Genomic DNA, 26691 nt, shown 5'->3' with positions numbered 1-26691 from the left:
GCGGGGGCCGCGGGCGTCACGGGGCTGGCCGCCGCCGGGGCCATGTCCTCCGGAGGGGTAAAGGTGTCCTCGGGGACGGGGGCCGGCTTCGTGGCCTTCGTGGCGGCGGGGCGCTTCTTCTTGGCGCTCTTTCGCTTGGTGGCGGCGTCGGCGGCGGGAGCGCTCAGCATACAGGCGAGCGCGAAAGTCAGGGCAAGACGGGGTGTGTTCACGATTCGGCGGATGCTAGCCGACCGGCGGGGCGGAAGACCAATGCCCTCCCCGGGACGGACGGAACCCGTCCCGGGTGAGCATGGACTCCGGCTCTTTCAGACGTCGAGTTCCTGCACTTCGCCGGCCTGCTCGGTGATGAACTTGTAACGCGCGGAGACGTCCTTGCCCATCAGGTCGTTGATGATGCGGTCCGTCTCCAGGGCGTTGTCGATGGTGACGCGCAGGCTGATGCGGTTGCGCACATCCAGCGTCGTCTCCTTCAGCTCATCCGCGGTCATCTCCCCCAGGCCCTTGAAGCGCATGATGTTGGGCTTGGCGTTGCCGCGGACCTTCTCGCGGATGATGCGGTCGCGGTCCGGTTCGTCCAGGGCCCAGTACGTCTCCTTGCCAATGTCTACCCGGTACAGCGGCGGCTGGGCGATGTGCACCGCGCCCGCCTCGATGAGGGGCCGCAGGTGGCGGTAGAAGAACGTGAGCAGCAGCGTGGCGATGTGGTGGCCGTCGCTGTCGGCGTCCATCAGCAGGAAGACGCGGCCATACCGCAGCTTCGTGATGTCGAAGTCCGCGCCGATGCCGCACCCCAGCGCGCTGACGATGTCCTGGAGCTCCTTGTTGGTGGCCACCTTGTCGGTGGACGCCTGCTCCGCGTTGAGCACCTTGCCGCGCAAGGGGAGGATGGCCTGGGTGCGCCGGTCGCGGCCCTGCTTGGCGGAGCCGCCTGCCGAGTCGCCCTCCACGATGAACAGCTCGCTCGACTGCGGATCCGTGGACGAGCAGTCCGCCAGCTTCCCGGGCAGGTTGAGCCGGTGGCTCACCGCCGTCTTGCGGTTGATGGCGGCGGAGGCCGCGCGCGAGGCCTCGCGGGCGCGGGCGGCCAGGATGATGCGCGCCAGCAGCGCTTCCGCGATGGACTTGTTGTCGTTGAACCACTTCTCCAGCACCGGACGGATGGCACCGTCCACCTGGCCCGCGGTCTCCGGGTTGTTGAGGCGGCCCTTCGTCTGCCCCTGGAACTGGGGCTCCACCACGTAGACGGACAGGATGGCGGTGATGCCCTCGCGGATGTCCTCCGCGGTGAGCGTCACGCCCTTGGGCGTCAGGTCGTGCGTGTCGATGTAGTTGCGCATCGCCTTGACGATGGCGGCCCTGAGGCCCGCCTCGTGCGTGCCGCCCATGGCGGTGGGGATGCCGTTGACGTACGAGCGCACGTGCTCGTCCGTGGCCTCCGTCCACGCCAGCGCCACCTCCAGCCGGACCTCGTTGTCACGCGCGTAGTAGAACGGCGTGCCGCCGGTGGGGACGATGGGCTTCTGTCGCTCGGAGACGACCCGGGTGAGGTATTCGGCGATGCCGCCGTCGTGCTTGTACGTCACGCTCACCGCGGGCGTGGCCGTCTCATCCTTCCAGATGACGGTCATGCCCTTGTGCAGGTAGCTCTTCGCCTCCAGCCGCTCGCGCACGAGCTCCGCGTCGAAGCGCTGCTTCTCCCCGAAGATTTCGGAGTCCGGTTCGAACGTGAGCGACGTGCCGGTGCCGCGCGCCGGGCCCTCCACCTTCAGGGGGCTCGTGGCCTTGCCGCGCGCGTACGTCTGCACGTGGCGCTTGCCGTCGCGCTTGATCTCCACCTGGAGCTTGCTGGCGAGCGCGTTCACCACCGAGCTGCCCACGCCGTGCAGACCGCCCGAGTGGATGTAGTTGCCCTGCTCGAACTTGCCGCCCGAGTGCAGCGTCGTGAGGATGACCTCCACGGCGGGCTTCTTGTGCTTGGGCATCATGTCCACGGGGATGCCGCGCCCGTTGTCCACGACGGTGATGGACTTGCCCCCCTTGTGCAGCGTCACCTCGACGGTGGTGGCGTAGCCGTTGATGACCTCGTCCACCGAGTTGTCGAGGATCTCCCACAAGAGGTGGTGGTAGCCCGTGCTGTCGGTGCCACCGATGTACATGGCCGGGCGCTTGCGCACCGGCTCCAGGCCCTCGAGGACCTGGATGTCCGCGCCTGTGTAGCTTTCCTTCTTGGTCGCCATGGCCTTCCCGCTACTCCTTCTTCTCCGGCAGCGGCACGAAGGTGACGGGCCGCGCCACCTCCTTCACCGTGTCGCGCTTGGACATCTCATGGCCCTTGCCGCCGCGGGCCGTCACCGTGAACTTCGCCGGTGACAGGTGCAGCTTGCGGCCCTTCTGCGTCTCGAACTCCAGCGTGGCGTCCTTCTGGTTGGCGGGCGCCGCGAGGAAGTCCACCACCCGGTCGCCCGCTTCCACCTTGATGACCTGCACGCCCTTGCCGGGGCCGGCCAGTTCGTTCACCTCCGCCACCTTGCACACGAGCGCGCTCGTCTTCTCCGTGAGGACCGCGAGCAGGTCGCGGTCGCCCACCGGCTGCGTGCCGATGATCTCATCGCCCTCGCCCGTCTTCGCGTAGCGGCGGCCGGCGCGGGTGGAGACCTCCGCGTGGGGCGCGAGCAGGAAGCGCATGCCCAGGCCCTGGCGCGTCACCGCTACCAGCTTCTCCGGCTGGTGCAGGCGCGGGTCCAGCGACAGGGCGCCCACGATGCGCTCGCCGTCGTCGAACTTGAACAGCTTCTGCACCGGGTCGCCGTAGCCGGTGGAGGCCGGCACGTCGTTGAAGCGGGTGACGTAGGCGGTGCCGAAGTTGGTGAACAGCACCAGGTTCGCCTTCAGGCTGCCGGCGAGCACCGCCATCACCGCGTCGCCTTCGCGCAGACGCGTGGTGGACGGGTCCTTCACCTCGCGCACGCGCTTGATCCACCCGTCGCGGGTGAGGACCACGTGGGCGTCCTCGTCCGTGATGAAGGCCTCCGCGGAGAACTCCACCTCTTCGGACCCGGCGCCGCCAATGCGCGTGCGGCGCTTGTCGTTGTACGCCGCCTTCATCTCGGTGAGCTCGTCGCGGATGACGGTCCAGCGCTTCTTCACGTCCTTGAGGATGCCCTCGATGCGCTTGATCTCCGCGCGCTTCTCCTTGAGCTCCTTCTGGACGACGAGGATCTCCAGGCGCGCCAGCTTGTACAGCTTCATCTCCAGGATGGCGTCCACCTGGATCTCATCCAGCTTGAAGCGGGCCATCAGCTTCTGGGCCGCGTCCTGCTTGCCCTCGGACTGACGGATGATGCGGATCATCTCGTCCAGCGCGTCGTACGCCCGCTCGAAGCCCTCGAGGATGTGGACGCGGCGCTTGAGCTCCGCCAGCTCGTGCTCGAACCGCTTGGTGACGATCTCCAGGCGGAAGTCGAGGAAGTAGCGGAGGATGCTCTTGAGGTCCAACCGCTTGGGCGTGCCGACGTCCGGGTTGTCGGACGGCACCAGGCAGGTGAGGTTCACGCCGAAGGTCGTCTGCAGGGGCGTGTGCTTGTAGAGGTACGCCATCACCAGCTCCGGGCTGGCGTCCTTCTTGAGCTCCAGGACGATGCGCACGTCCTTGGTGGACTCGTCGCGCACGTCGGTGATGAGCGGCAGCTTGCGCTCGCGCACCAGCTCGCCAATCTTCGCGACGAGGGTGGACTTGTTCACCGTGTACGGGATGGAGGTGACGACGATCATCTGACCGCCGCGCTTGAGCTCCTCCAGCTTGTACTCGCCGCGCACGCGGACGCCGCCCTGGCCCGTCTCGTAGATTTCGCGCAGCTCCGGCTTGCTGTTGAGGATCTGCCCGCCGGTGGGGAAGTCCGGGCCCTTGATCCACTTGAGCAGGTCCTTGACCGCCAGCTCCGGGTTTTCGATGAGGGCCAGCAGCGCGTCCACCAGCTCGCCCAGGTGGTGGGGCGGGATGTTGGTGGCCATGCCCACCGCGATGCCCGTCGTCCCGTTCATCAGGAGCTGGGGCACGCGCGCGGGGATGACGACGGGCTCGTCCCGGGTGCCGTCGTAGTTTTGCCGGAAGCGGACCGTCTTGCTGTCCAGTTCGCCCAGCAGCTCCGTGGCCAGCTTCTCCAGCCGGCACTCGGTGTAGCGGTAGGCGGCGGCGGAGTCGCCGTCGAGCGAGCCGAAGTTGCCGTGGCCGTCCACCAGCGGGTAGCGCAGGGAGAAGTCCTGGGCCATGCGGACGAGCGCGTCGTAGATGGCCGTGTCGCCGTGCGGGTGGTAGCGGCCCATGATGGCGCCGACGACCTGGGCGCACTTCTGGTACTTGGTGTCGAACGACAGGTTCAGGTCGTTCCACATGCCGTAGAGGATGCGGCGCTGCACCGGCTTGAGGCCGTCGCGCACGTCGGGCAGGGCGCGCGAGGTGATGACCGACAGGGCGTAGTTGAGGTAGCGGCGGCGGGCCTCCTCGGCGAGGCCCGCGGGGATGCTGCCGCCCCCGCCCCCGGCACCGGACGCGCCACCACTGCCTCCGCCTCCGCCCCCTGCCGGGCCTCCCTGCTTCTTGCGCGTCTTCGTATCGGCGTCTGCGAGCATGGTCATGAAATCCAGATGGGTTTTACGGGTCCGCCCCAACCCCCTGACGCGGCGCGCGGCCTGCGTGCACGCCACCGGTCGGGTCGGACCATCACGTCAAGCGGCGGGACTACCATGGCCCCCTGACATTGAGAACGAATTCGGGAGGTTGCGTCGGCTCCGACGCGGGACTTCTGTACATCCGTACAGTCCTGTGCCTGCTTGAAACGCACCGCCAACCCCCCGGAATTCCGAGAGGTGCAAGGGACAGCGGTTGGCTGGCGGGCTGCTTGCGGAAGGGAGGTGGCTACCCGTTGTCGCCGGACGGATTGGCGCGCGGCTTCCGGGGTTCGGCGTCGGGGGCGCGGCCCCAGTTGCCGCGCTTGAAGATCTGCACGCCCCTGCCGGAGCTGTCGCCCAGCATGCCACCGATGGTGGCCTGCACGGCCTTGCCGCCGGCCGGGTGGTAGATGATGCGCACCTTCTTCGCGGAGGGCAGCAGGGCGCTGGTGGCGTCGATGAGCAGGTAGACGGTGGTGCCGTCCGTCTGGACGCGCTCGGGGTCCTGGCGGTGGTTGAGGTCGGCGAGCAGTTCGCCGCCATCCGCGCTCTGGGTGTCGGAGCCCAGCTGGCGCACCTTCACGCGCAGGTTCAGCTCCGCGGGGGCGTCCTGGCGCTTGTACTCGCGCACGCCCTGGATGACGACGGCCAGGTCGGCGCCGTTCTCCGGGCCCTTCGTGGGCAGGAGGAGGCCGGACTGGGCGCTGGCGTCGGTGTCCAGGAAGAGGGTGACGTTGGCGCAGCGCTGCTTGCACTCCTCGCCGAAGGGCATCCGGTCGAACTTCAGCCGCATGGCGAAGTCGCTGCCCTGGGGCCCGATGGTGGCGTCGATGATGACGGGGCGTTCTTCGTCCGGACCCGGCTTGTAGCGGAACGTGGAGCTCCCCCGGCTCGCGGCGGCGGCATCAACGCTGGCGAGCAGCGTGCAGGCGAGCAAGGTGGGCAGGCGCTTCACGGAAGGAGACCTCCTGGCGGAACGGGCGTTGAAAGGGGCATTCAACGGGAACGGGCGCAGGGCGGCAAGCCTGGACGTAGAGTGCTCGCAAGGAGGACAGCCATGCCAACGCCGTACGTACGCCAGCTGAAGCTGGGACCGATGGACAACTTCGTCTACCTCGTGGGCCCCGCGGACGGGCCGGAGGTGGTGGTGGTGGATCCGGCCTGGGACGTGCCGGCCATCGAGGCGGAGGTGGCCTCCGAGGGCAAGCGGGTGGTGGGCGCGTTCGTGTCGCACTGTCACGGCGACCACATCAACGGCCTCCAGGAGCTGCTGTCGCGCCACGACGTACCGGTGTACGCGCAGGCGGAGGAGATCGCGTTCTCGCGCGAGCTGCGCACCTGGGGCGGGGATGCGCTCCGGCCGCTGAAGGCGGGGGACCCGGTGCCGGTGGGCTCGCGCACGTTCCAGGCGCTGCACACGCCCGGGCACACGCCGGGCTCGCACTGCCTGCTGGCGGACGACGCGCTGGTGTCCGGGGACACGGTGTTCATCAACGGCTGTGGCCGGTGCGACTTTCCGGGCGGCAACCCGGAGGCGATGTACCGCTCGCTGTCGCAGGTGCTGCTGAAGGTGCCGGACTCCGCGCGGCTGTTCCCGGGGCACGACTACGCGGACGTGCCGGTGGCGGGCATGGACGCCGTGCGCCAGAAGAACCCGTACTTCGCCTTCCCGGACATGGCGTCGTTCGTGGCGTTCCGGATGCGGCCGCGGAAGTAGGGCCGCCGCGGCCTGCTCACACCCGCCGCGCCCGGGCGACCGGCGGCATCCGCACGCCGCCGCCGCCCTGGGGCTTCGCGTGCAGCGACCAGTACGCGGACACCGCGAGCAGCGCCAGCGACAGGAGCGTCCACAGGACCGCCCAGACGATGGACGGCACCCAGGTCTCGCTCGCGAGGATGGCCGCGTCGCTCTGCGCCCGCACCGCGCTGTTCCACAGGTCGTCCCGCAGGTCGAAGACGACGTAGAGCGCGGTGAAGGCCGCGAGGAACAGGTTGAGCGCGTCCACCACCCCCGACGGCAGGAAGCGCGCGCCCAGCCCCATCGCCGCCGCCATGCCCAGACAGAACGCCAGCGTGAAGAGGTCCCCCGCGTAGAAGAAGCCCATCACCCCCAGCCACACCGACGCCGCGCCCATCACCGCGCGCCCCAGCCGGAAGCGGAACGTGGCCAGCATCAACAGCGCCCCGGCCACCGCGCTGCCCAGGTAGCCCGCCGAGGACACCATGATGCGGTTGAACACCCCGGGCGGCAGCCGCGAGAAACAGCTGCCCCCCTCGTTCAACTGCAGATGCACCCGGTCCACCGACCCACCCACGAGCAGCGTGGCGATGGCATGCCCGCTCTCATGCATCATCACCACCAACACCTTCACCGGCCACAACACCGGCGAGTACCAGAAGTACCAGGACGCCCCCACGAGCAGCACGAGCAGCACCAGCCGCCCGACATCCAGTGTGGCCCCGCTCGCCGTGCGCATCGCTCGCTCCCTCAGAACCCCTGCCTGCCTGGACACCCGAAGAGACACCGGAACATTCAGGGGTGTTCCATCTTCCGCGAAAACGCCTTCCACCGACACCGGAACGGTCGCGCTCGGGCACCGGACGGAGTAGGGAGGGGACACCATGAAGAAGACGCTCCTCCTCCTGTCGCTCGTGGCTGCCCCCGCCTTCGCCGGGGAAGGGAAGTGGACCCCCCAGCAGGTGCTGGAACTGAGCCCCGCCTGGCTCAAGGCCCAGGGCCTCCAGCTGCCTCCCAACAAGCTGTGGGACCCGAAAAGGGGCACCGGCCTGCTGGCGGGCACGGTGAACACCGGCGGCTGCTCCGGGTCGTTCATCTCCGCCTCCGGCCTCATCATCACCAACCACCACTGCGCCTTCTCGATGATCCAGGAGCACAGCTCCCCCCAGAAGGACCTCATCACCGACGGCTTCCTCGCGAAGCGTCCGGCCGAGGAACTCCCGGGCAAGGGCTCGCGCGTGCAGGTGCCGCGCAGCTTCAAGGACGTGACGGCGGACATCACCGCCGCCGTTCCCGCGGGCGCGGATGATCTCGCGCGCTACAAGGCCATTGACCGCAAGCAGAAGGAGCTGGTCGCCGAGTGCGAGAAGCGCCCCGCCACCCGCTGCCAGGTCGCGACCTTCGACGGCGGCGTCAACTACACGCTGGTGGACGCGGTGGAGCTGCAGGACGTGCGGCTCGTCTACGCGCCGCCCCGCGGCGTGGGCGAGTACGGCGGCGAGGAGGACAACTGGTCCTGGCCGCGCCACACCGGCGACTTCTCCATCATCCGCGCGTACACCGCGCCGGACGGAAGCTCCGCCCCGTACAGCGAGAAGAACGTGCCCTACAAGGCGGAGTTCTTCTTCCCGCTGTCCACCCAGGGCGTGAAGCCGGGCGACTTCGTGATGGTGCTGGGCTACCCGGGCACCACCTTCCGCACGCTGCTCGCGGATGAGATGGCCGAACGCCAGGCGCGCTACTACCCGCGCGTGCGCGACGTGCTGGGCGAGGCCATCCGCCTCCTGGAGGCCGAAGGCGAGAAGGACCCCGCGGGGAGGATCGCCGTGGCCTCGCAGCTCAAGAGCCTGCACAACGTCTACAAGAACGCGGGCGGCCAGCTGGAGGGACTGCAGCGCGGCCGCATCGTGGAGAAGCAGCGCGCCACCGAGACCTCCGTCCTCGCCTGGGCCAGGAAGGGCGGCGCGCAGTGGAACGACGCCCTCAAGGCCCGCGAGGATCTGCTCGCCGAACAGCAGGTGGCCACGAAGACCTTCGAGCGTGACTTCCTGCTCGGCGTGTCCGGACGCCTCGCGCGCGGCCCCGCGCTCGCGACGTCCGTGGCCCGCCTGTCCATGGAGCGCGCGAAGCCGGACCTGGAGCGCCGCCCGGAGTACATGGACCGCGAGCTGCCGCGCATCAAGGACCGCCTGGAGCGCGAGCAGAAGAACCTCTTCATCGCCGCGGACAAGGCCCTGCTCCACGCGTTCGTGAAGCGCGCGCAGGCGCTCCGGCCCGAAGAGCGCATCGCCGCCGTGGACACCCACTTCGGCAAGACGTACGCGGCGAAGGACGTCACCGCGAAGATCGACGCGCTCTACGCCGGCACCCAGGTGCTGACGCAGGCGGCGCGGATGAAGATGGCGGACGAGTCCACCGCGCAGCTCGCCGCGCGCAAGGATCTGCTGCTCGCGTTCGGCCTGGACCTGGCGAAGGAGCAGGCGGCGCTGGACGACACCAAGGACCGGCGCCAGGGCGCGGCGTCGCGGCTGCGGCCGGCGTGGCGCAAGGCGGTGATGGCGCAGGCGGGCAAGCCCGTCGCCCCGGACGCCAACAGCACGCTGCGCGTGTCGTTCGCCAAGGTGCAGGGCTACTCGCCGCGCGACGGCGCGGTGTACCTGCCCCAGACGACGCTGACGGGCCTGCTCCAGAAGCACACGGGCGAGGAGCCCTTCAATGTGCCCGACAAGGTGCGCGCGACGGCCGAGGCGAAGAAGTTCGGCCGCTGGGTGGACCCCCGGCTGAAGGACGTGCCGGTGGACTTCCTGTCGGACGCGGACACCACGGGCGGCAACTCCGGCAGCCCCACGGTGAACGGCAAGGGCGAGCTCGTGGGCGTGAACTTCGACCGCGTGTGGGAGAACGTCGCGAACGACTTCGGCTACAATCCGGACGTGGCCCGGAACGTCAACGTGGACGTGCGCTACGTGCTCTGGCAGCTCGACCAGGTCGAGAACGCGGACGCGCTCCTGCGCGAGCTCAACATCCGCAAGAGCTCGCCGGTGGTGAAGGAGGCGCGCTGACATGTCGGACGCGGGAGAGGGGCTGCCAGCGCTTCCCACCTTCCGTCCCGACGAACGGGTGTGCGGCAACTGCAAGCTGTGGAGTCCGCACTCCGTGGATCACCGTGGCTGGGTGGGGCCGTGCCGCATGAACAACTCGCGCGGCCTGTTCCCACCCTCCGCGCCCATCTGTGACAAGTACGCGCCCCGGGGCTCCGCGACCCCGCTGCCCCCGCCCGTGAGCACGCGGGGCCGCTCCCAGGCGCGCAGCGTGGCGCCCGTGGTGGTGCGGCGGCGCGCGGACCCCAACGACGTGGTGGACCTGGAAGGGCTGAACATGACGCGCGAAGAGCTGATGGACATCTTCCGGGAGGCCTCCGGCATCAGCGAGCCGCCGCTCGCCGCCAAGTGGGAGGGCGGCACGGTGCGCCTCGTCCCGGGCAACCCTGAGCTGCAGGCGAAGGACCTCCCCATCGACAACCTGTTCCACAAGGTCACGATGGTGCGCGACCGCCTGCGCGTGCTGGAGCAGAAGCTCAACGCCCACCCCAAGCTCTCCGAGGCGGAGAAGGTGGAGATGCAGAGCTACATCACCCGCGTGTACGGGTCGCTCACCAGCTTCAACGTCCTCTTCAAGGAGAAGGCGGATCAGTTCGTCGGCAGCAAGGGCGACGAGTAGAGCCGCTCCGGATTCTCACGGCCGCTGGCCGCGCTCCTCCATCACGGTGAGGGCGCGCTGGCGGCCGCGGTGCAGGGCGCTCTTCACCGTGCCCTCCGGGATGCGCAGCAGCCGGGCAATCTCCGCCGAGCCCAGGCCGCGCACCTCGCGCAGGTAGAGCACCTGTCGCTGCTGGGGGTTCACCTCCTCCAGCGCTTCGTGGAAGTGGCGCTGCATCTGTTCGCCCATGGCGTGCGCTTCCGGGGACACCGTCTCCTGGGGCGCGTGGGCCAGCCGCTCCCGGCGCCGGCGCGCGCGCAGCCAGTTGATGCTGCTGTTGACCATCACCCGGTGCAGCCACGTCGTCCACGTCGCCCGGCCGTCCAGCCCCGGCGGCTGCCGCGACAGGCGCAGGAAGACGTCCTGCACCACGTCCTCCGCGTCGTCGGTGTCCCCCACGATGCGCCGGGCAATGGCCAGGGCCCGGGGGCGGTGCCGGGAGTAGAGGTCGTTGAGGGTGGGGAAGGGGAGGACGGCGGCGTGCGGGCCCATGGCGGACGGTCTCCTGTGTCTCCCCCTGGAACGCACGGGGAAGACAAAGGGTCTACCGGCCCGTCACTCCTGTTCGTCCTGCTTCGTCATGCCCCAGTCCTTCAGGCGCTTGAAGAGGGTGGAGCGCGCCAGGCCCAGCTCGCGGGCCACGCGCTCGCGGTTATTGTTGAAGCGGCGCAGCGCGGTTTCGATGATCTGCCGCTCCAGCTTCTCCAGCATCTGCTCCAGCGTCATGCCCGGCGGCAGCTCCGGCACGGTGATGCCCGTCTCGCGGTTGACCTCCTGGTCGAAGGACAGGTCGGCCCCGTCGATGGACGGCCCCTTGCGCAAGAGCAGCGCGCGGTGCACCACGTTGCGCAGCTCGCGGATGTTGCCCGGCCAGGCGTGCTGCTGGAGCCGCTCCAGCGCGGCGGGCGTGAAGCGCACCGTCTGCCCGCGCGGGGCGAAGGCGCGCACGAAGTGCTCCGCGAGGCCCACGACGTCCCCCCGGCGGCTTCTCAGCGGCGGCAGGTGCAGCGGGACGACGCAGAGGCGGTAGTACAGATCCTCGCGGAAGCGGCCCTCGCGCGACGCCGCCAGCAGGTCGCGGTTGGTGGCCGCCACCACGCGCACGTCCACGTGCATGGGGCGGCTTGCGCCCACGCGCTTGATTTCACCGCTCTCCAGCGCGCGCAAGAGCTTCGCCTGGAGGTCCAGCGGCAGCTCGCCAATCTCGTCCAGGAACAGGGTGCCGCCGTCCGCCTCCTCGAAGGCGCCCTTGCGCGCACCCACGGAGCCGGTGAACGCGCCCTTCTCATGGCCGAACAGCTCGCTCTCAATCAGCTCCTTGGAGATGGCCGCGCAGTTGACCGGGATGAGCGGTCGGTTCGCGCGCGGCGAGCACGCGTGCAGCGCGTTCGCCACCAGCTCCTTGCCCGTGCCGGACTCGCCCAGGATGGTGACGGCCGCGGTGGACGGCGCCACGCGCTGGATGAGGTCCGTGAGCTGCCGCACCGACGGGTCGCTGCCGAGGATGCCGTGGAAGGCCTGCGCCTCCTTCTTCGCCGCCGGCACCGCCTCCAGGATGAGCTCCGCCTCGCCCACGCGCAGGCTGGTGGGCAGCGTCACCTCCGCTTCAAACACGCGCACGGGCCCCAGCCACGTGCCGTTGGTGGAGCGCAGGTCCACGACGTGGAACACGCCCTCCTGGCGCGTCACCTTGAGGTGGCGGCCGGAGATGAACCGGTCCTGGAGGACGAGGTCGCAGCCGGTGTCCTTGCCCACCGTGAAGCTGTCGCCGGTGAGCCGGTGCACCGTCTCCGTGGTGCCCTGCTTCACCCGCACCTGGGCGGCCTGCCAGCGCTGCGCGTCCCGGTTCTGCACCGTGGTGCTGCTGCCCGCCTCGGTGGCCTGGTCCGCGTCCTCACTGGCGCCATGCTGGCGGAACACCGCGCGCCACTGGCCCAGCTCCACGTCCGCGCCGTCGGGCAGGTCCGCGCGCTCCACCACCTTGCCCGCGACCTTCGTGCCCTTGCCGGACAGGTCCTCCACCCGGCACCGCTGCCCGTCCCACAGGAGGGCCACCTGCTGGCGGCTCACCTCCGGATCCGGAATGGCCACGTCGCTCGAGTCGCCCCGACCGAGCACCAGCCGCGCCCGGTCCACCGCCACCCGCAACACTTCCTCGCCTCGACGGAAGAACACCAACTCCGGCATTCCAACCTCTCCCCGCGCCCCCGCACCGGGGGCAGCGGGGAGCGCTTTACACGGCGCGTGCGCGGGCATCAACCCGGGGAGGGGGGCCCTGCCGCCAGTGCTAGCGCCTGGCCGCGAAGCGCGGGCTGCTCACCATGCCGGTGAGCCGGCCGCCGCGGTAGCCCGGGTTCTCCCGGTCCACCGGCAGCATGTTCACCGCGATGGCCAGGGGCCCCAGCCGCTGCTGGAAGGCCTGTTCGAACTTGAGCCGCACGTCCAGCCCCAGCTCGCTGTACGCCAGCCGCTTGCCCAGCTTCACCGTGCCGGTGCCCTGGCCCTCCAGGTCCTCGCTCTTGAGGTTCAGGTCCTTCACCGTGCCCAGGCCCTTGTCGAACTGGAGGTCGCCCTTCAGCTCACCCAGCACCATGCGCGGCAGGTCCATGGGCATCCCGGGGCCTCCGCCCATGGGGATGGCCGCCTTGCCACCCTTGATGGTGAGCCCCTGGGTGTTCAGCGCCACCGTGCCTGACGCCTGCGACCAGTCCACGGCCTGGCCGCGGATGAGCGTGCCCGGCGCCTTGAGTGAAATCCTGGCGTTGAGGGTGCCCTCCATGTCCACGCCGGTGTAGCGCGGCAGGTTGCCGCCGCCCGCCTGCAGCCCGTCCACGTCCACGTCCAGCGACGTGCCGCTCAGGCCGCCCACGTTGACGTGCACCGTGCCGCCCATCGCCTTGGCGTTCACCACCACGCCGGGCGGGAAGAGGGCGGGGCGCAGCGCCACGGAGTCGAAGGTGAGCGCCTCGCCCAGCTCCTCCGGGCCCAGCCCCCCGGACTCGCCCCGGGCGAGCGCCGCCACGGACTCCGCGCCCAGGGGCACGGGCGGCTTGCTCACGCGCACGTTGGTGGCGGTGACGCCGGACAGGCCGGGCCTCAGGCCGTCGATGCGCACCGCGAGCCCCTGGCTCGCGGCCTCCGTGACGATGCGCGTGCGGACCGCGTCGTACGGGAAGGTGAGGAGCAGGCAGAGCACGAACGCCACCAGCGCGAACGCGGTGTAGCCCAGGACGAGCTTCCAGCGGGCGGTCTTGGAGTCGGTGGCCATGGCTATTGCTTCATCCGGTAGGTGGCGACGGTCGTCCACGCCGTCAGGGTGTCCGTGGCGGGCCGGGGCTCCACGCGCAGGTACTTCACCTTCACGATGCCCGGGCCCGTCTCCACCGTGCGCAGGAAGTCCGTCAGCTTGCGCAGGTCCACGTCGGTGAAGGTCAGCTCCACGGCGCTTTCGATGATCTTCCCGTCTCCCACGCCCACGTCGCCTTTGGGCGACATGTTGGGCACGGTGAGGCCGGCGGCGGTGGCCTTGTCCTCGATGTACGTGATGAGCCGCACGTTGCTGCTGGTGAGCTGCTGCTCCACCGCCTGCCGCTCCTGTTGCGCGGCGCCGTAGCTGGTGGCCAGCGCCTGCACCTCCTGCAGCTTCGCCAGCTTGTCCTGCGTGCGCCGGCGGTAGCCCGACGCGCTGTTGGCGAAGCTGAAGATGACGACGAAGAGGACGAAGAGGCCCACCGCGGAGCCGGCCAGCGCCACGAGCTTGCGCTCGCGGTCACTCAGCCGCTCGAACCACGTCTGGACGGGCGCGAAGACCTCCCGAAGCTTTCCCATGTCCGCCATGTCAGGTCTCCCCGCCCTGCTTCTCGCCAGGGCACTGCACCTGCACGTCCAGGCGGAAGGTCACCTTCTGCCCGTCGCGCGTCTTCTTCACCTCGCCCTCCTTCACGTCCTTGAAGCAGCGGTGCCCCTTCAAGGCGGTGGAGAGCGTGTCGATCTGCTTGGAGCTGTCCGTCTCGCCCTGGAGGATGATGCGGTCCAGGTCCACCTGGATGCGCTCGAAGCGCACCGGCACCTCCGCCGGCACCCGCTGGGTGACCTCCGCCAGCAGGTTCACCGCCGACATCGCGGGCAGCGCCGCCGCGGGGCTCTCCACGCCCTTGAGCATGTTGAGCGCGCGGTCGTAGTTCGTCTCGCAGGTGCCCAGGATGCGCTGGGTCGTCTTGCACAGCACCGCGTCCACCTCCGCCTCGCGCCGCGCCAGCACCGTGTTGCGCACCACCCCGAAGGCGACGAGCAGCAGCAGCAGCGTGACGGCGAACGAGGCCAAAAGCCCCACCCGCTCCTTCACGAAGTCGTAGCCGCCCTTGAAGGCGAACTCACCCCGGCGCAGGTTGAAGCGCGGCGCCTTCGCCCCGGCCGCGTTGCCGCGCATCGCCAGCGCGTACGCCTGCGCCGCGGACGGCGCATCCCCAGCGGGAATCTTCTCGGCCGTCTCCGTCGGCAGCGCCAGGACGCGCACGGGGACGTTCAGGTCCTTGGACAGCTGCTCCGCGAGCCCCGGCAGGCGCGCCGTGCCGCCCGCCAGCACCACCGCGTCCACCTGGCGCCGGGTGCGCGCGGTGAAGGACTTGAAGGACGGCCGCACTTCGCGCAGCACCGGCTGCAGGCCGCGCACGAAGGCGTTCGCCGCGCGCCCGGCGTCCGGCCCCTGCGCCGCGCTCGCCATCGCGCCGTGCGCTTCCTTCCACTGGTGCGCCTCCGGCACCGTCGTCTGGAACTCGGTGGCGAGCGCCCGCGTCAGGTCGCGCCCGCCGCCGGCGAAGGTGCGCGCGAACTCCACGCCCTGGCCCGGCCGGCCAATGGCCACCGACGTGCGCTCATGGCCGATGTCCACCACCGCCACGGTGCTGCCCACGCCCAGGTCCTCGAAGAGGCCGGGCGCCTGCGCGAACAGGTTCTGGTACGCGAGCGCCGGATGGGTGATGACGCGCGGGTCCAACTGGAGGCTGCCGAGCAGCGCCAGCAGCGACTGCAGCTCCTCCTTGCGCACCACGCCCACCAGCAGGTCCGCCGCCTTGAGCTTGCCGCCGGTGTCCTTCAGGCCGACCACCTGGTAGTCGTAGACGGTCTCCGAGATGTCGAACGGCAGCTGGCTGCCCACCTCCTCGGGCAGCGCCTCTTCCAGGCGCTTGCTGTCGGAGAAGGGAAAGCTCACCGCGTGCGTGGTGAGCGACGGGCCGGGCAGGGCGATGACGACCTGATCCACGTGCCCCGCGGGCATCTTCCCGAGCAGCTCCTCCAAGGCGGCGCGCAGCGTCTCCGGGCGCTCGCCCTCCTGCGCGCGGCGCACCTCGGCGAAGGCCTGGGTGGTGTGGCTTTTCGCTCCGGAGTCCAGCACCACCCCCTTCACGGAGTGGCTGCCGAGGTCCAGGCCAAGAATGCGGGCCATGCTATTCCTCTCTGTAATACACGAGCTTGCCCAGCCCGTCGTCCAGGCGGATGACCGCGGTGAGCGTCTTCTGGACGCTGCCCGCTTCTCCCACGGACTTGATGGTGAATGTCTTGCTCTTGTCGCCCAGGTACCGGTTCTGCGCGACGTTGCCCTTGATGAGCGGGTTGACCGCGATGCCCGCCTGCTCCACCACGCCCAGGAAGTCCGCCACCGACATGCCGAAGAAGCTGAACATGCGCGCGGCGCGGATGCGGCTGATGAGCTCGTTGAGGAACACCGGGTCCGTCAGGCGCGGGTCCGGCCGGTTCGGGTCCGCCGCGGACATGATGGCCAGCCCCAGCATGATGGGGTCGTCGGTGTTGATGTTCGGCTTGGAGTTGATGTCCGGGTACACCGTGAGCCGGTCGCGGAAGGCCGCCATGAAGCGGTCGTTGACGCCGTGGAGGCGGTACAGCTCGTCCAGGCTGTCGAAGCGCCCGTTCTTCACTTCATAGCGCGGCTCGTAGCGGCTGTAGGCGGAACCCTCGTCCGCGAAGCCCCCCTGGAAGGGGTTCGTGGGGTCCTTGGGGTTGAGCGCGGACTGGGTCGCGTCCTCGTCCGCCCAGTCCTTCATCGCGATGACGGTGTCCTGCGGCGTGGAGCGCACGCGGTTCGCGTCGTCCTGCTGCCAGAGGAACTCGAAGCGCTTGTCGGCGAACATGTCCACCATGCGCGCGGCGGTGGCCTGCGCCTCCGCGCCGCCGGTGTTCAGGCGCATGACGTTGAGCTTCTCCTCCTCGTCGCTGATGGTGGCGAGGAAGCAGCCCTCGAAGCCGCCGAACGAGCGGCGCTGCATCGTCGCGGCCATCTGCGTGGCGGCGCCCGCGGACTCGTCCCCGTCATCCATCCGGAAGGCGGGGTCCACCTCCACCGGGTCCGTCTCCACGGGGGCGCCTTCCGCACCTTCCGCGCCGTCGCTCTTCACCAGCCCCTTGAGCATGTGGCAGTCCACCCGCGCCAGCTTCCAGAGCTGGATGTTGAGCGACTGCGGCTGGAACGCCTGCGTGCCGCCCGCGCCCGGCTGCGGGCCGCCCATGCCCAGCTGCGACAGCATGGCCATGGGGTTGGGGATGGGCGTCTGGTCCACCTGCTTCTGGAAGCGCAGCAGCAGCCGGCCCAGCGACATGCCGGAGCGGGCCATGTAGTAGGCGCGCACTTCATCGCGCTGGTTGGCGGCGAGCTGCAGGTCCACCCGGGTGTTGTAGGCGAACTCCGAGGCCACCACCGTGAGCAGCGCGATGGAGACGATGGCGATGATGAGCGCCACGCCGCGCGAGCGCCGGTCCTTGCGCGCGGCCTTCGAGGGCAGGCCCTCGGCCTGCGGCACCGGGCCCGGCACCTTCCCGCGTCGGCGGGACGCCTGCTGGAAGTAGGAGAAGCCCATCAGTTGAACCTCGGCAGTTCCGTGTTGAGCACGATGCGCGTCTGCGTGCTGTAGCGCGCTTCCTTGCCCGACTCGTCCAGGGCGATGACGGTGATGCGCACGCGCGTGGGGAGGATGGACTTCTTCTCCGTGCGCCGCGTGTCCCATTCGTCATCCCACTCCTTCTTCTCCGAATCCCAGTAGGCGAACTCCACGCCCTTGACGCCTTCGAAGAGGACGTCCGTGGTGCCGCCCCGGTCCATGCGCTCGCCCACGTTGGGGTTCACCCGGCGCTTCAGGTCCATGCGCTGGCGCGTGGCGCGCTCGGTGGAGTTCTCCACGAAGTACTCCACCACCGCCTGGTCGGACTCCTTCACGTCGGTGTACAGGCGCTGGTGCGAGAACGTGGTGAAGAGCAGCTTGTCGCGCTCCCCGACGAAGTTGGTGGGCCGGTCGTTCTGGTCGCGGAAGCGGCGCAGGTCGTAGCGGTCGCTCACGTAGGCGGAGCCAATCTCACGCGCCATGCGGTTGAGCGACACGCGCACCATGCGGTAGCGCTCCGCTTCGCCCTCCACCACCTCCTTGGCGTTGATGCCCGTCTGGAAGGCCATGGCGACGACGGTGCCCATGAGCGCGGTGATGGAGACCGCCACCATCACCTCCATCAGCGTGAAGCCGCGTGCGCGTGCAGGTCGTCTCATCGCGTGTTTCCGGGGGAGTTGTTGAGGTTGGGGAAGCCACCCCGGCCGCCGAAGATGCCGCCCGGCGCGCGAGGGTTGATGCCGCCCGTGCCGCCCGGCTGCTGGCCGCCGCCGCGGTTGAGCTCGTTGAGCAGCTGCGCGCGGTTGCGCAGCGGCTGGCGCGTGTTCGGATCCAGCATCTGCCCGTTGGGGCCCGGGATGGGGTTCTCCACCACGCGGCCGTTGGCGTCCACCCACTGGTTCTCCGCGCCCGCGGTGGTGCCCGCGTTGGGCGTGAAGCCGCCGTTGCGGTCGCCGCCCGGCCCCAGCGACACCACGTGCGTGACGACGTCCACGCTCTCCACCTGGGTGCCTTCCTTCCAGTAGACGGTGAGGTGCACCTCGCGCACGGCCTTGGTGAGCTGGTCCACCATCTGCGTGAACATGGGCTGCGCCATGCTCATGGCGGAGGCGCCCATCGGGCTGGAGGTGGTGGTGCCACCGGGAGGGGCGCCCTTGTCGCCGCCGCCGCCACCGAAGAGGCCCGCGAGCCCGCCCAGCGGATCTCCGCTGTCTCCGCCCCCGCCCATGGGCAGGTTGAAGATGGCGCCGATGAGCTGGTCCGGCGTCACGCCGTCCGTCTTGGGCGCGATGATGCGCGCGCGCCACTTGAACTGGGGCCAGCCGTCGTCGGAGAAGTCGCCGGACTGTTCGTCGTCGTCAGCGTCGAAGCCGTCGTCGTAGAGCGTCTGCTCCAGGTCCGTCATCTTCGAGCGGGCCAGCAGCGACGCCACGGTGAGTCGCTTGGTGTAGACGTGGTTGGAGACCGCGCCAGCGTTGAGGTCGAAGATGGCCATCAGCGCCACGCTGAGGATGGCCATGGCCACCATCGTCTCCAGCAGCGTGAAGCCGCCGCGGGTGTGTCCGTGTCCGGGGTGTCTCATGAGCGCGGCACCTCCAGGGCCTCGGATGCGATGTTCACCTTGCCTGTCAGGGGTGACACGTCCAGCGTCCACGCGTTGTCACCCTGTCGCAGGAACACCATGGCCTTCTCCGTGTACCCCTGGGGGAAGAAGTAGAGATAGGCGACGCCGCTCTCCACCGGCTCGCGCTGCTGGCGCGTCCACACCGACACCGCCACGCCCGAGGGCAGCTCGCGCGGGCTGATTTCCTCCGCGGTGTACGCGGAGAAGGTGGACTGGGACTCGATGCGCGTCTTCTCCTGGTCCATCAGCTCCTGCGCGGACGGTGACGCATTGTCCGAGCGCGTGTAGTTCTTGCGCTCATCCTGTCCACCGTTGCGGGCGGCCTGCTCCCGGTCGCGCTCGTCGCTCTTCAGCGCCGCGTCCCTGTCCCTGGCGGTGGTGACGCCGCCCGCGGCGCATTCGGCGTGGTAGCGCGTGGGCTCCTCGCGCTTCGGGTCGGGGATTTCAAACACCAGCCGGCACGTCTTGCCGCTGAGCGCCGCCGAGTCGTAGAGCGAGCGGATGACGCCCGCCAGCTCCGTGGCGGAGCCCTTCGCCTTGGCGCCCGTGAGCGCGCCAATGCCCACCGTCACCGCCGCGAACAGCACCGCCGCGATGGCGATGGCGATGGAGATCTCAATCAACGTCAGGCCGCGAGGCGCACCACGACGGCGGGCGGGAGCAGGGGACATGGCGGCCGTCATGGCTGCACCCCCTGTGCCACGGTGCCGCCGCTGAAGACGTCCGCGGCGTCGCCGGTGCCGCCGGGCTGGCCGTCAGAGCCCAGCGACAGCACGGCGCCCTTCTTGCCCACCATCCGGTAGACATACGGGTGGCCCCACGGGTCGATGGGCGGACCGTCCAGCACCCGGGAGGCGATGAGCGGCGTGAAGCCCTGCGCCTGGGTGGGGAACTCGCCCATCAGCCGGTGGTAGGACTTGAAGAAGCCCTCCAGGCGGCGGATCTGCTCGCGCGCCTGGCGCTGCGGCGGGGTGAGGGTGTTGTCCTCGGTGGCCCACACCAGCGCGAAGGCCAGCGCGGTGGCGCCACCGAACACGCCCGCGAGGATGAGGCGGCCACGGCGGGAGGAGCGGGCGCGGGGCTTCAAGCCGGACGCGCCGGGAACGGAACGCGCCTCACGCGCGGACGTCGGTGAGGAAGTGTGCTCGGGAGTCATCTCGGGCATTCCTACGACAACACGCGGGGGCGCGGCTTTGCTTCACGGAGAGAATGCGCGGCTACTGCTGCTTGCCCGGCGTGTCCTTGGAGGAGATGTCGGCGTCGGAGCCCTCGCCCCCCGCGTTGCCGTCGGCGCCGTAGCTGGTGATGACCGGCTTGCCGCCCTCGTTCATGTACACGTACTCGCGCCCCCAGGGGTCGGTGGGCATGCGCTCCAGGTTCTGGGTGTCCACCAGCGCCTTGAGGCCCGTGGCCGTGTCCGGGTAGCTGCCCTTCTTCGTGTAGTACAGCTTCATCGCGCTCTGGATGTTGCGGATGTCCAGCCGGGCGGTGTCCTGCTTGGCCTCTTCCAGCTTCGGGATGACGGCCACGCCCACCGCGGCGGCGATGAGCCCGAGGATGGTGATGACCACCATGATTTCAATGAGGGTCATGCCGCGGTTGCGGCGGCGCTGCTGCTTCTTCGCGTTCGTCGTCATGTCTTCACTCACCTTCGGGTGACTTTCTGGCAGTCCACCCGGCCTGGGCTGTGTCGGGATGTCAGGGGCACTTCAGGGAGGGGCGCGGTGTCCGGCGGCCGGACGCGGCTCCGGCTGGGCGTACAGCGAGGCCCCCACCGTCGCCAGCGTGGCGGCCAGGGCAATCAGGCCCACGAGCGTGGCGCGCTGGATCCACCGGTCGAGCGTGTCGTTCATCGTGGCTCCCGCCTCCTAATGGATGGCCGTATTCACCTGGAGAATCGGCATCAGGATGGACAGGGCGACGAATGCAATCATCACGCCCATCACCACGATGAGCATGGGCTCCAGGAGGCTGGTGAGCGCGCCGATGCGCACGTTCACCTGCGTCTCGTAGGAATCCGCCACGGACAGGAGCATGTCCTCCAGCTGGCCGGATTTCTCACCGATGGCGACCATGTGGTACACGAGCGGCGGGAACTGGCCGGACCGCTTGAGGGGCGTGGCGATGCTTTCGCCCTCGCGGATGGACTCGCGGGCGTTCTCCACCGCGTCCGCCAGCACCGAGTTCGTCATCACCGCCTTGACGATGTCCAGCGCGGCCAGCATGGGCACGCCGCTCTTGAGCAGCGTGGACAGCGTGCGCGCGAAGCGGGAGATGGCCAAGAGCCGCACGAGGCTGCCGAAGATGGGGGCCTTGAGGGTGAAGCGGTCCCACTTGGGCTTGCCCTTGGGGCTGCGCGTCCAGCGCATGAAGTAGATGCAGCCGGCGATGATGGACGGGATGACCAGGAACCACCACGCCTGCATGAAGTTGGACGCGGCGATGAGGATGCGCGTGTTCAGGGGCAGGGTGGCCTTCATCGTCTCGAAGATCTTCGTCACCTTCGGCACGACGAACACCATCAGCAGCACCAGGATGCCGCCGCCCACCAGCAGCATGATGGCGGGGTAGAGCATGGTGCCGATGATCTTCTGCTGAAGCTTGGCCTGGTTCTCCGTGAAGTCCGCCAGGCGCAGCAGCACCGTGTCCAGCGCGCCGGAGGCCTCACCCGCGCGCACCATGTTGATGTAGATGCTGGGGAAGATTTTGGGGTGCTGGCCGAACGCGTCCGCCAGGGACGAGCCTTCGTTCACGCGCTGCTTGATGTCGGAGAGGGCGCGCTTGAGGCGCTCCTTCTCCGCCTGGTCCACCAGCGCGTTGAGCGAGTCCACGATGGTGACGCCCGCGCCCAGCAGGGTCGCGAGCTGGCGGGTGAGGATGGCGACGTCTTCCGTGCTGACCCGGCCGCCCGCGAGCTTGCGCAGGTCCACGTCGCGCGCGACGAGTGACGCGTTGGCGCCCTTGGACACGCCCGCGCGGCTGCCCTCCGCCTGCCCGAGCACGTCGGTGAGGAAGACGCCGTCCGCGCGCAGCTTGGCGCGCAGCGTCTTGGGGGAGTCCGCCTCCAGCAAGCCCTTCTTCTGCTTGCCGTTGGAATCAAGGCCTCTGTATTCGAAGACGGGCATGGCGGACTAGATGTCCTCCTGCGTGATGCTGAGGACCTCGGCGATGGTCGTCTCGCCCAGGGCGATCTTCCGCACGCCGTCGTCCAGGAGGGTGATCATGCCCTTGGCGAGCGCGGACTTCTTGATGGTGGACGCGTCCACGTTCTTGAGCACCAGCTGGCGCACGTCGTCGTCCACGAACAGGAACTCGTAGATGCCGGAGCGGCCGCGGTAGCCGTTGCGGTTGCACGACGGGCAGCCCACCGCCTTGTAGATGCGCTCCGCGCCGAAGCGCTCCTTGAAGCTCTGGTACGTGTAGCCCAGCTCCTTCAGGTCCGCGTCCGTGGGCGTGTAGGGCGCGCGGCAGTCCGGGCACACCCGGCGCACGAGGCGCTGGGCGAGGATGCCCGTGAGCGACGACGCCACGAGGAAGGGCTGCACGCCCATGTCCACGAGTCGCGTGACGGCGCCGGCCGCGTCGTTGGTGTGGACCGTGGAGAGCACCAGGTGGCCCGTGAGGGACGCCTGGATGGCGATCTCCGCCGTCTCCTTGTCGCGGATCTCACCGACCATGATGACGTCCGGGTCCTGGCGCAGGAAGGAGCGCAGGCCTTGTGCGAACGTCAGGCCAATCTTCGGGGCGATGGCCATCTGGCCGATGCCCTTGAGCTGGTACTCGACCGGGTCCTCGACGGTGAGGATGTTGAGGTCGGAGGTGTTGATCTTGGAGAGCGCGCCGTAGAGCGTCGTCGTCTTGCCGGAGCCCGTGGGGCCCGTCACCAGCACGATGCCGTGCGAGCGCTTGATGACGGACTGCATCGACGAGAGCACCTGCTGGCTCATGCCGATTTCCGCCAGGTCCAGCAGCGTCGCCGTCTTGTCCAAGAGACGCATGACGATGCGCTCGCCGAAGGACGTGGGCGTGGTGGACAGACGGATGTCGATGTCGCGGCCCGCCAGCTTGATTCGGATGCGGCCGTCCTGCGGCAGGCGCTTCTCCGCGATGTTGAGCTGCCCCATCACCTTCACGCGCGCGATGATGGAGTTCTGGTAGCGCTTGGGAGGCTTGATGACCTCCTGGAGCACACCGTCGATGCGGAAGCGCACCAGGAGCTCGCGCTCCATGGGCTCGATGTGGATGTCGCTCGCGCGCTCCTTGGCGGCGCGGAACAGCACGGAGTTCACCAGGCGGATGACGGGGGCCTCGTCGTCCGCGTCCAGCAGGTCCTTGGGCTCCTCCAGCTCGTGCGCCAGGGAGTCCAGGTCCTCGGTGGTCTCCATCTCGTCCACGAGGTCTTCGGTCTCGTTGACGGAGCGGTCGTACACGCTGTTGATGGCGTCCACGATGGTGGATTCCAGCGCGATGCGGGGCTGGATGCTCTGGCCCAGCAGGAGCCGCGCGTGGTCCAGGGCGCTGGTGTCCAGCGGATCCGCCACCGCGAGGATGACCTCGTCACCCTCCAGGGACAGGGGCAGCAGCTTCGTCTGGCGGGCGAAGTTGATGGGGATGCGCTTGACGAGGTTCGCGTCCACCTCCTCCGTGAAGATGCGCTGGAGGTAGGGCAGATCCAACTGGTGGCTGAGCGCGCGCGCCACGTCTTCTTCGGTGACCGCCTTCATGCCCACGAGGACCGCGCCCAGCCGGAGGCCCTTCTCCTGCTGGAGGACGAGCGCCTCCTGGATCTTCTCCGGGGTGAGGCCGGGCACGAGCGCACGGAGGATCTCCCCGAGCGGCCGGCCACACAGGTACGCCTGCCCGTGGGCGACGATCTGCGTGGCGTCGTTGCGGCCCACGGGGACTTCCGTGGACGCGGCGGAGGCTTGGAGGGTCGTGGGGTCGGCGGTCGGATTCATGGGCTTACTCCCCGGCTCCCGGCTGGATGCGCAGCCTGTCGGTGTCAGCGTCCGGAGTGGGCGCGACGACGTCGGGCTGCGGAGCCGGTGTGGCGGGCACTGATCCTTCCGAACCCTCCGGAGGTGCTTCTAAATTTCGCGGGACCTGCTCTCCCTGTGCGGGGGCGGCAGTGCCATTCGGCGAGGCAGGCGCCTCCCCGGCGCCCTGCCCGGGGGACGGGGTGCCGGCCGGGGTGCCGGTGCCTGCGCCGGCGGGGGCGATGACGCGCTCGTTGGAGGTGCCGGGGCCGCCGTTCTCCACGCGCTGCGACTCCTTGAGCATGGACTGGTTCATGCGCGACAGGGGACCGGGCTTGCGGCTGAAGTCCACCGCCACGTCGTAGCCGGGCACCTGGCCGTAGAACTGCTCCACGAACTGCTGACGCTCCTTCATCTTGCGCTCGAAGATGCGCCGGAAGTCCTCCTGGCCGCGGATGATGTAGGGCGTGAGGAAGAGCAGCAGGTTCGTCTTCGTCTTGCGGCGCGTGGTGTCGCGGAACAGGTGGCCCAAGAGCGGGATGTCACCCAGCACCGGCACCTTGGAGACGGACTCCAGGGTGCGGTCCTGCATGATGCCGCCGATGACGACCGTCTCCATGTCCTTGGCGATGACCGTCGTCTTCGCGCTGCGCTTCGACGTGGTGGGGCCGAGCACGGGGTCGGACGAGGCGATCTCCTCCGTCTGCTCCGTGATGACGAGGCGGATGTAGTCGCTCTCGTTGATCTGCGGCTTGACGGTGAGCTTCAGCTCCACGTTCTGGCGGGTGATGGGCGCGTACAGCGAACCCAGGCCGCCCAGCGAGCCCAGCAGCGACGGGTTGAGGCCGCCCGTGGCACCGCCGGTGACGCCGCCGGTGACGGCGCTGCCCAGGCTGGACGGGGAGAAGCCGGACTGGAAGGGCACGTTCTGGCCCACCGTGATTTCGGCCTCCTCGTTGTCGCTGGTGAGCAGGTGCGGCGTGGACAGCACGTTCACGTCCGAGGACTGCTGCATGGCGTTGAGCACCACGCCGAAGGCCGGGATGTCGATGCCCAGCGCCTTGAGCTCCGGGAGGACGGGGCCCTGGATGCCGGCGAGGAAGCCGCCCATGCTGGCCAGGTTCGCGAGCGAGAAGGACGGGGGCACGCCGCCGCCCGCGTAGTTGGTGCCGAAGATGCCGGGGATGGCGCCGTCGTCCGTCTTGAGGCTGAAGCCCTGGTGGAAGTTGATGCCGAACTCGCTGTTGCGGTCCAGGTTCACTTCCATGATGACCGCCTCCACGAACACCTGGCGGCGGGGCTGATCCAGCTGCTGGATGATCTGGACGATGTTCTTGTAGTCCGACTGGCTGGCGACGATGACGAGCGAGTTCGTGCCCTTGTCGGCGGAGATCTTCACCTCGCCGCTGAACAGCTCCGCGGCCTGGGTGGTCGCGCGCGGCAGGCCCTGCGGCTGCTGCGGGATGGGGCCGCGCTGCGGGCGGTTGGCGGTGCCCTGCGCGAGCGACTGGAGGGTGCTGGCGAGTTCCTCCGAGTTGGCGTTCTCCAGCGGGTAGACGTTGATGCGGTTGCCGCTGCCGGACGGGATGTCGATCTCCCGCACCAGGTCCTGGATGCGGCCGAAGGCGGCGGGGCTGGCCACGACGATGAGCTTGTTGGTGCGCTCGTCCGGGATGATCTGCGACAGCGTCACCGCGCCGCCGGAGTCCGCGCCGCCGGGGGACACGCCGCCCTCACCGGGAGGCACGCCGGGGGCGCCCTGGGGGAAGTTCGCGGGGCGCTGGCCGGGGCGCGCGCCGCCCTTGGCTTCGAAGAGCTTCTGGACGGTGTTGGCCACGTCCTGGGCGGTGGCGTACTGCACCTGGATGACGCGCATCTCGTCGCTGGAGGAGCGGCTGTCCAGCTGGTTGATGAGGCGCTCCAGGCGGTGGATGTTGGAGCCCACGTCGTTGACGATGATGGTGTCCGGCGGGTACGGGATGGTGTCGCCGTCCTTGGACACCAGCTGCTGGAGCACGCCGCGCAGGGGCTCCACCTCCACGTACTTGATCTTGAACAGCTTGGTGATCATCTGCTCGTTCGTGGTGTACGGCGTCGTCTCGTCCACGATGGTCGGGATGGGGTTCTGCTTCGCCGAGCGCTTGTCGACGATCTTCAGGAAGCGGCCGTACGGGTAGACGGCGAGCCCGTTGGCGTCGAGCGCGGCGAGGAACGCGGAGTAGAACGAGTCCGCGTCCACCTCCACGCGGCCGTTCTCCGGACCGATGATGGAGATCTTCCCGCGCACGTTCTCCGGGAGGATGAAGGTGCGGCAGGTGGCATCCGACACGGTCTGGACGAGCTTCTCGATGTCCACCTTGTCGAAGTAGATGCCGTAGCGCGCGTTCCGACGGGCCTGCTCACAGGAAGGCATCTGTCGGGGACCCTGATTCTCATCCGGGCCAGCGTTGGCCGGAGCCGCGCCGCGGGCCGGCGGAGTGGTTCCCTGCGGGGTGATGGTCCGGTCGCGCTCACCCGTGGCGGGGGGCGGCGTACCAGGTTGCGTAGGACGGCGCTGGGCCCACGCGGGGACAGAGAGCGCGAGGCACAGGCAAAGCATCCAGGACGGGAGCGTCTTCATGGAGGAGCGGGCGCTGACGGGGTGTTTAACGGACGTTGTAGGATTTGCGGATCGGCGCTCCGTTGCGCTCGATCTCGATCTCGATACGAGAGGAGTCCTTCAGCTTCGAGTAGACCTCCAGCGCCTTCTCAGGGCTGTTCATGTCGAAGCCGTTGATGCGACGGATGACGTCACCGTTCTGGACGCCGATCTTCGAATAGATGGAGTCCGGGCGGATGGAGAACAGCTTGAAGCCCACGGACTGACCGTCCTTGAAGGCGGGCACGATGCGCGCCTGCATGGCCACGTCGTTGAGGTTGCTCAACGTCTTGTCGATTTCAGCCTTGGGGACTTCGTACTCGTTCTCCCCGGTGGACTTGATGCCGTTGCCCAGGCCGTTGGTGGGGGTGGCCGCGGGCGCGGCGGCGGGG

General features: G+C 69.2%; 23 protein-coding genes. 3 read left to right on the top strand and 20 right to left on the bottom strand.

Annotated features, from left to right (window positions below; all coding sequences use genetic code 11):
- Positions 1 to 308: 308 nt before the first annotated feature.
- From D7X12_RS19305 to D7X12_RS19295, 3 genes are all read right to left on the bottom strand, one after another.
- Positions 309 to 2240: a DNA gyrase/topoisomerase IV subunit B gene (locus tag D7X12_RS19305; RefSeq protein WP_120626748.1), complete on the bottom strand. Its 1932-nt coding sequence runs from the start codon at positions 2238 to 2240 to the stop codon at positions 309 to 311.
- Positions 2241 to 2250: 10 nt separating this feature from the next.
- Positions 2251 to 4632: a DNA gyrase/topoisomerase IV subunit A gene (locus D7X12_RS19300; RefSeq protein WP_208719144.1), complete on the bottom strand. Its 2382-nt coding sequence runs from the start codon at positions 4630 to 4632 to the stop codon at positions 2251 to 2253.
- Positions 4633 to 4918: 286 nt separating this feature from the next.
- Positions 4919 to 5626, bottom strand: coding sequence for a hypothetical protein (locus D7X12_RS19295; protein ID WP_120626746.1), 708 nt, complete (start codon positions 5624 to 5626; stop codon positions 4919 to 4921).
- Between the two features lie 102 nt (positions 5627 to 5728).
- Between D7X12_RS19295 and D7X12_RS19290 the strand changes: the two genes are divergently transcribed.
- Positions 5729 to 6388, top strand: coding sequence for an MBL fold metallo-hydrolase (locus D7X12_RS19290; protein ID WP_120626745.1), 660 nt, complete (start codon positions 5729 to 5731; stop codon positions 6386 to 6388).
- A 16-nt stretch (positions 6389 to 6404) separates the two neighbouring features.
- On the opposite strand, the gene D7X12_RS19285 is transcribed toward D7X12_RS19290, so the two are convergent.
- Positions 6405 to 7148 carry a M50 family metallopeptidase gene (locus D7X12_RS19285; RefSeq protein WP_120626744.1) on the bottom strand — a complete coding sequence of 248 codons (744 nt, stop codon included), beginning with the start codon at positions 7146 to 7148 and terminating at the stop codon, positions 6405 to 6407.
- 145 nt (positions 7149 to 7293) lie between these two features.
- Between D7X12_RS19285 and D7X12_RS19280 the strand changes: the two genes are divergently transcribed.
- Both D7X12_RS19280 and D7X12_RS19275 read left to right on the top strand, forming a co-directional pair.
- A complete protein-coding gene (locus D7X12_RS19280) occupies positions 7294 to 9471 on the top strand; it encodes a S46 family peptidase (RefSeq protein WP_120626743.1) in 2178 nt (725 codons plus the stop codon).
- 1 nt (position 9472) lies between these two features.
- Positions 9473 to 10129, top strand: coding sequence for a DUF8685 domain-containing protein (locus D7X12_RS19275; RefSeq protein WP_120626742.1), 657 nt, complete (start codon positions 9473 to 9475; stop codon positions 10127 to 10129).
- Between the two features lie 15 nt (positions 10130 to 10144).
- On the opposite strand, the gene D7X12_RS19270 is transcribed toward D7X12_RS19275, so the two are convergent.
- The 16 genes from D7X12_RS19270 to gspC all read right to left on the bottom strand — a co-directional run.
- Positions 10145 to 10660: an RNA polymerase sigma factor gene (locus tag D7X12_RS19270; protein ID WP_120626741.1), complete on the bottom strand. Its 516-nt coding sequence runs from the start codon at positions 10658 to 10660 to the stop codon at positions 10145 to 10147.
- Positions 10661 to 10723: 63 nt separating this feature from the next.
- On the bottom strand, positions 10724 to 12355 hold the full coding sequence (locus tag D7X12_RS19265) for a sigma 54-interacting transcriptional regulator (protein WP_120626740.1): 1632 nt from the start codon (positions 12353 to 12355) through the stop codon (positions 10724 to 10726).
- A gap of 100 nt (positions 12356 to 12455) precedes the next feature.
- On the bottom strand, positions 12456 to 13436 hold the full coding sequence (gene gspN, locus D7X12_RS19260; protein ID WP_120626739.1) for a type II secretion system protein GspN: 981 nt from the start codon (positions 13434 to 13436) through the stop codon (positions 12456 to 12458).
- 2 nt (positions 13437 to 13438) lie between these two features.
- Positions 13439 to 13996 (bottom strand): type II secretion system protein M, encoded by a 558-nt coding sequence (locus tag D7X12_RS19255; protein ID WP_120626749.1) that lies wholly within the window; start codon positions 13994 to 13996, stop codon positions 13439 to 13441.
- A gap of 10 nt (positions 13997 to 14006) precedes the next feature.
- Entirely contained in the window at positions 14007 to 15614 is a 1608-nt protein-coding gene (pilM, locus tag D7X12_RS19250; RefSeq protein ID WP_120626738.1) for a pilus assembly protein PilM, read from the bottom strand.
- 1 nt (position 15615) lies between these two features.
- Entirely contained in the window at positions 15616 to 17040 is a 1425-nt protein-coding gene (locus D7X12_RS19245) for a type II secretion system minor pseudopilin (RefSeq protein WP_120626737.1), read from the bottom strand.
- Positions 17040 to 17720: a type II secretion system protein GspJ gene (locus D7X12_RS19240; RefSeq protein WP_120626736.1), complete on the bottom strand. Its 681-nt coding sequence runs from the start codon at positions 17718 to 17720 to the stop codon at positions 17040 to 17042. Before D7X12_RS19240 ends, D7X12_RS19245 begins: the two co-directional genes overlap by 1 nt.
- Positions 17717 to 18643, bottom strand: a complete 927-nt coding sequence (locus D7X12_RS19235) for a type IV pilus modification PilV family protein (RefSeq protein ID WP_120626735.1) — start codon at positions 18641 to 18643, stop codon at positions 17717 to 17719. Before D7X12_RS19235 ends, D7X12_RS19240 begins: the two co-directional genes overlap by 4 nt.
- On the bottom strand, positions 18640 to 19368 hold the full coding sequence (locus tag D7X12_RS19230) for a prepilin-type N-terminal cleavage/methylation domain-containing protein (protein WP_120626734.1): 729 nt from the start codon (positions 19366 to 19368) through the stop codon (positions 18640 to 18642). The genes D7X12_RS19235 and D7X12_RS19230 overlap by 4 nt, the downstream gene beginning before the upstream one ends.
- Entirely contained in the window at positions 19365 to 19772 is a 408-nt protein-coding gene (locus D7X12_RS19225) for a type II secretion system protein GspG (RefSeq protein ID WP_341868233.1), read from the bottom strand. The genes D7X12_RS19230 and D7X12_RS19225 overlap by 4 nt, the downstream gene beginning before the upstream one ends.
- A 130-nt stretch (positions 19773 to 19902) precedes the next feature.
- Entirely contained in the window at positions 19903 to 20322 is a 420-nt protein-coding gene (gene gspG / locus D7X12_RS19220) for a type II secretion system major pseudopilin GspG (protein ID WP_120626732.1), read from the bottom strand.
- A gap of 72 nt (positions 20323 to 20394) precedes the next feature.
- Positions 20395 to 20538, bottom strand: a complete 144-nt coding sequence (locus D7X12_RS43465; protein ID WP_167509015.1) for a hypothetical protein — start codon at positions 20536 to 20538, stop codon at positions 20395 to 20397.
- 15 nt (positions 20539 to 20553) lie between these two features.
- Complete coding sequence (gene gspF / locus D7X12_RS19215; protein WP_120626731.1) at positions 20554 to 21810, bottom strand: type II secretion system inner membrane protein GspF; 1257 nt, start codon at positions 21808 to 21810, stop codon at positions 20554 to 20556.
- A gap of 6 nt (positions 21811 to 21816) precedes the next feature.
- Positions 21817 to 23643: a type II secretion system ATPase GspE gene (gspE, locus tag D7X12_RS19210; RefSeq protein WP_120626730.1), complete on the bottom strand. Its 1827-nt coding sequence runs from the start codon at positions 23641 to 23643 to the stop codon at positions 21817 to 21819.
- 4 nt (positions 23644 to 23647) lie between these two features.
- Positions 23648 to 26281, bottom strand: a complete 2634-nt coding sequence (gene gspD / locus D7X12_RS19205) for a type II secretion system secretin GspD (protein WP_120626729.1) — start codon at positions 26279 to 26281, stop codon at positions 23648 to 23650.
- Positions 26282 to 26306: 25 nt separating this feature from the next.
- Positions 26307 to 26691 (bottom strand): type II secretion system protein GspC (gene gspC / locus D7X12_RS19200; RefSeq protein ID WP_279637231.1); only part of this gene is annotated, 385 nt, incomplete at its 5' end.

The sequence above is a fragment of the Corallococcus sicarius genome (genome assembly GCF_003611735.1).
GTDB lineage: Bacteria > Myxococcota > Myxococcia > Myxococcales > Myxococcaceae > Corallococcus > Corallococcus sicarius.
Note: the sequence above shows the minus strand (reverse complement) of the source record. Positions and strands in the feature narration are given on the sequence as shown.